The organism is Actinosynnema sp. NPDC023658, from assembly GCF_040639995.1.
Classification (GTDB): domain Bacteria; phylum Actinomycetota; class Actinomycetes; order Mycobacteriales; family Pseudonocardiaceae; genus Actinosynnema.
In genome coordinates, this window is the sequence record NZ_JBFAAX010000623.1 from 1 (window position 1) to 3,376 (window position 3,376).

2 protein-coding genes and 1 pseudogene are annotated in these 3,376 nt (G+C 71.0%); 1 reads left to right on the forward strand and 2 read right to left on the reverse strand.

Annotated features, from left to right (window positions below; translation table 11 throughout):
- Positions 1-284: pseudogene (locus AB0G02_RS32290) on the forward strand (hypothetical protein); the annotation flags it as partial.
- Between the two features lie 28 nt (positions 285-312).
- Here the strand turns inward: AB0G02_RS32290 and AB0G02_RS32295 are convergent.
- Complete coding sequence (locus AB0G02_RS32295) at positions 313-1,536, reverse strand: hypothetical protein (RefSeq protein ID WP_360801724.1); 1,224 nt, start codon at positions 1,534-1,536, stop codon at positions 313-315.
- 179 nt (positions 1,537-1,715) lie between these two features.
- On the reverse strand, positions 1,716-3,376 hold a 1,661-nt coding region (locus AB0G02_RS32300), incomplete at its 5' end, for a CapA family protein (protein ID WP_360801726.1).

Here is a 3,376-nt window from a genome sequence, read left to right on the forward strand (position 1 = left end):
GGTCCGCGTCCGACTTCGCCGACTGGACGATCGAACACGGCTACGCAGACGCCACCGGGCGCAAGCTGAGCTGGATGGACTACTACAACCTGGAGGCCGACGCCAACCGGGCCGGCACCAACCTCAACCAGTTCCTGCACGCGCGGGGCATCCAGCAGTTCGAGGTCTACCACCCGGCCGACCGGTTCTGGACGTTCCAGCTGATCGAGGCGGCGCTGTTCGTCGCCGTCGCGGCGGTCCTGATCGGTGTGGTGGTGTGGCGGGTGCGCCGCCGCATCATCTAGGAGTCGTTCGGGGTTCGGCGCCGACCAGTCAGCGTTCGAAGCGGGCGCTGCGGCGCAGGGTGCGGCCACGGGGCTTCGCGCGGGCGAAGAAGTCCAGGGCCTCGGCCAGGGAGCGGCCTTCGACCTCCGCGAAGGCCCGGATGCCCTGGCGGGCGAAGCGCATGGCCTGGAGTGGGCTGACGGCGGCCAAGCGCTGCAACAGGAGGTGCGCGGCGGCGACGTCGTCGGGTTGGACCCGCTCCCGCGAGTCGCCCAGCAGTCGGGGAGCGGCGGCCAACAGGTGTTCCAGGGACTGCCGCACCCGTTCGTCGGTGGCGGCCAGGTGGGCGAGTTCCGGCGTCGCGTCCTGCGCGGCCGCCCACCAGGTGCCCAGGCCGGGGTACTCGCGGAAGGTCGTGTCGCGGAACGTGCGCATGGCGTCGAAGGAGTGCTGCTTGAGCCGCTCGTCGGCCGCGGTGCGGGCGAACACGCCGTCGAGGTTGCAGCCGCCGGGGATGTCCACGAGCGCGTTGCCGCCGAACCAGCCGAACAGCTCCCAGTCGCCGTCCTCGGCCGTTTCCTCGTTCCAGCGCCGGGAGAAGTCGATGTCGGGCATCGCCTTGAGCGCGTCGCAGTCGGTGGTGAACGCCTCGGTGCCGACCGAGTCGTCGTTGTCGCCGAAGGTGCCGAACCACAGCAGCTCCCAGGCGTCCATGGAACCCTTGACCTGGGTCCGGACCGACGTCGCGGCCGACGACTTGACCTGGTCGACGGCGGCCTTGATCTCCGCGGGCGTCGGCGCGTGCGTGGCGTGCTGGAAGTCCGCGGCCACCTTCACCACGGCCAGGTGCACGGCGTTGACGAAGGCGGAGTAGCCGTCGTTGGCCAGGCTGTCCGGCCAGCCGTCCTCCTCCATGGCCGTCACCACCACGCCGGTGATGCCGGGCAGGTTGCCGTCCGGGAACAGGGAGGCGATGAACGGGTCGTTGACCGGGATGGGCTTGAGCACGGTGCTGAACGAGCCGATGCCCTCCGGGACCGTGACGTCGTCACCGGCGTCGACGTCGGTGTTGCCGAGGTTCCCGTGGCTGCCGTTGGACGAGACGATGATCGGTGAGCCGACCAGGCCGGCGCCCTGCTGCACGACGTAGCTGTCACCGTCGATCTTGAAGAAGACCGCCCAGAGGTACGGCTCGGCGTTGCCCCAACCGTCACCCTCGTCGTGGCAGTGGAGGCGGGTGAGTCTGGTGGTCATGTTGATGCGGACTGCCATGGCGGTGTCCTTCCTCGACCGACGCGGCGTTGTGTGTAACCCGTACCTCGACCATTCGGACCTCTCCGTTACGCCACTGGGACGCTTCCTCACGGAGTCACCTGGTCGTGCGACACCGAGTCGCGCACGACCGAATGCGGAGAGTGAAGGAAGCGGTGTGAGCCGTGATCCCGGCAGGGTCAGGGGGTCGACGGGAGCAGTACCTCGTAGGGCAGTCGAGCCGGGGCTCCGCCGCGGTTGCGGGCGAGGGTGAAGGCGCCGTAGGCACCGGTCATGCCCTGAGCGGCACGCCACTCGACGAAGCGCAGGTCGTCCACGTCCACCCAGGCCGGCTGGGCGGAGGAGCCGGTGACCTTCAGGTACGGCATCACCATGTTGCCCTTGGTCGGTCCGGTGTCCAACTCGGACAGCGACAGGTCGACGACCACCTGGTGCCACTGGCCGTCCGCGGGCACGTCCACCGGTTTGGTGTAGGTCGCCACGACCTCCGAGGTCGGGTCCTCCGCCGGGTTGCTGTCGTCGAAGTGGTAGATGTCGAAGCGCGCCTCCGCGGTCGCGGACGAGGAGCGGCGGACCTTGGTGACCAGGGAGTAGGACGGCTCCGGGTCGGTGGGGACGGCCTTGGCGTCGTAGGCCCGGTGGCGGGGGAGGGCGATGCGGGCGATCGGCCTGCTCTGCACCGCGTCGCCTTCGCGCACCTCCAGGCGCAGGGCGCGCAGGCCCCCGGCGGCGTCGCCCGAGCGGACGCCCTCGCGCTTGCTGTTCACGCTCCAGTGCACGGCCTCGCTGACCGCGGCATCGGCGGTCTCGTCCTCGAAGTGGCCCCAGCCGTACAGATCACGCCCGACGTCCACCCCACCTCCGGTGGGCTTGACCAGCGCCGAGGGTACGACCGGGAGGTCGACCACGGCGCCGGGCGGCACGTCCTGGTTCTCGGTGCGCTGGGCGGTGGGGCCGGTGACCAGGCGGCCGGTGTGCCGTTCCAGGACCACCTGCGCCGGTGTTCCCACGGCCCGCGGTCGGGTGCGGATGTCGCCGGAGTCGTCCCGGTAGGACTCCAGCGGCAGCACGCTGCGCTCCCACACGCGGGCCAGGACGCGCTCGGCCGCCGAGTCGGTGACCGGCACGGGCTTGTAGTCCACCAGCTCCAGGGGGAAGAGCCTGGCCTCCAGCAGCGTGTCGCCCTCCCACACGGTGCGCAGGAACGCGCTGGCGAAGGTGGCCAGGAAGTTCTGCTCGAACACGAAGTTGCCCAGGCTGTAGGCGATCAGCTTGCCCTTGTACCACTCCAGGCCCTGCAGCACGTGCGGGTGGTGGGCGACCACGATGTCCGCGCCCGCGTCGATCGCCTGGTGGGCGATGTCGCGCATGTTGTCCGACGCCGCGTCCTGGAACTGGAAGCCGGCGTGCAGTTGGACCATCACCAGCGGGGACGCCCCCGCGGCCCGCTTGATCTGGGCCGTGGAACCCTTGTCGTCCCACCGGGCCGCACCGCCGTGGCCGCGGCGGGCCACCCAGTCCTGCACCTCCGGGTAGACCGCCGCCAGCGACGCCCACATGCCCGCCACCTGCTCGTCCGAGGCACGCTCCTCGGCCGCGCTGAACCGCTCCCACGCCTCGCGGATGCGGCGCGGCGCGGACGGCACGCCCGCCGCGGGATAGCCCCACGTCCGGGTCTGGTACTGCCACCGGTCGGACTCGGCCACGTCGTCGGGTTGCCGCGCGGTCGCGGCGGGGAAGCTCTCGTTGACGAACGAGCCGTCCACGCTGGTGTACGCCAGCACGGAGACGCCCGTGCCGGCGACCTCGCGCCGGTGCGGCTCGGCGGCCTCGGCGGCGT

Coding starts and splice junctions, on each gene's coding strand:
- AB0G02_RS32295 (WP_360801724.1), bottom strand. CDS start 1,536: ATGGCAGTCCGCATCAACATGACCACCAGACTCACCCGCCTCCACTGC.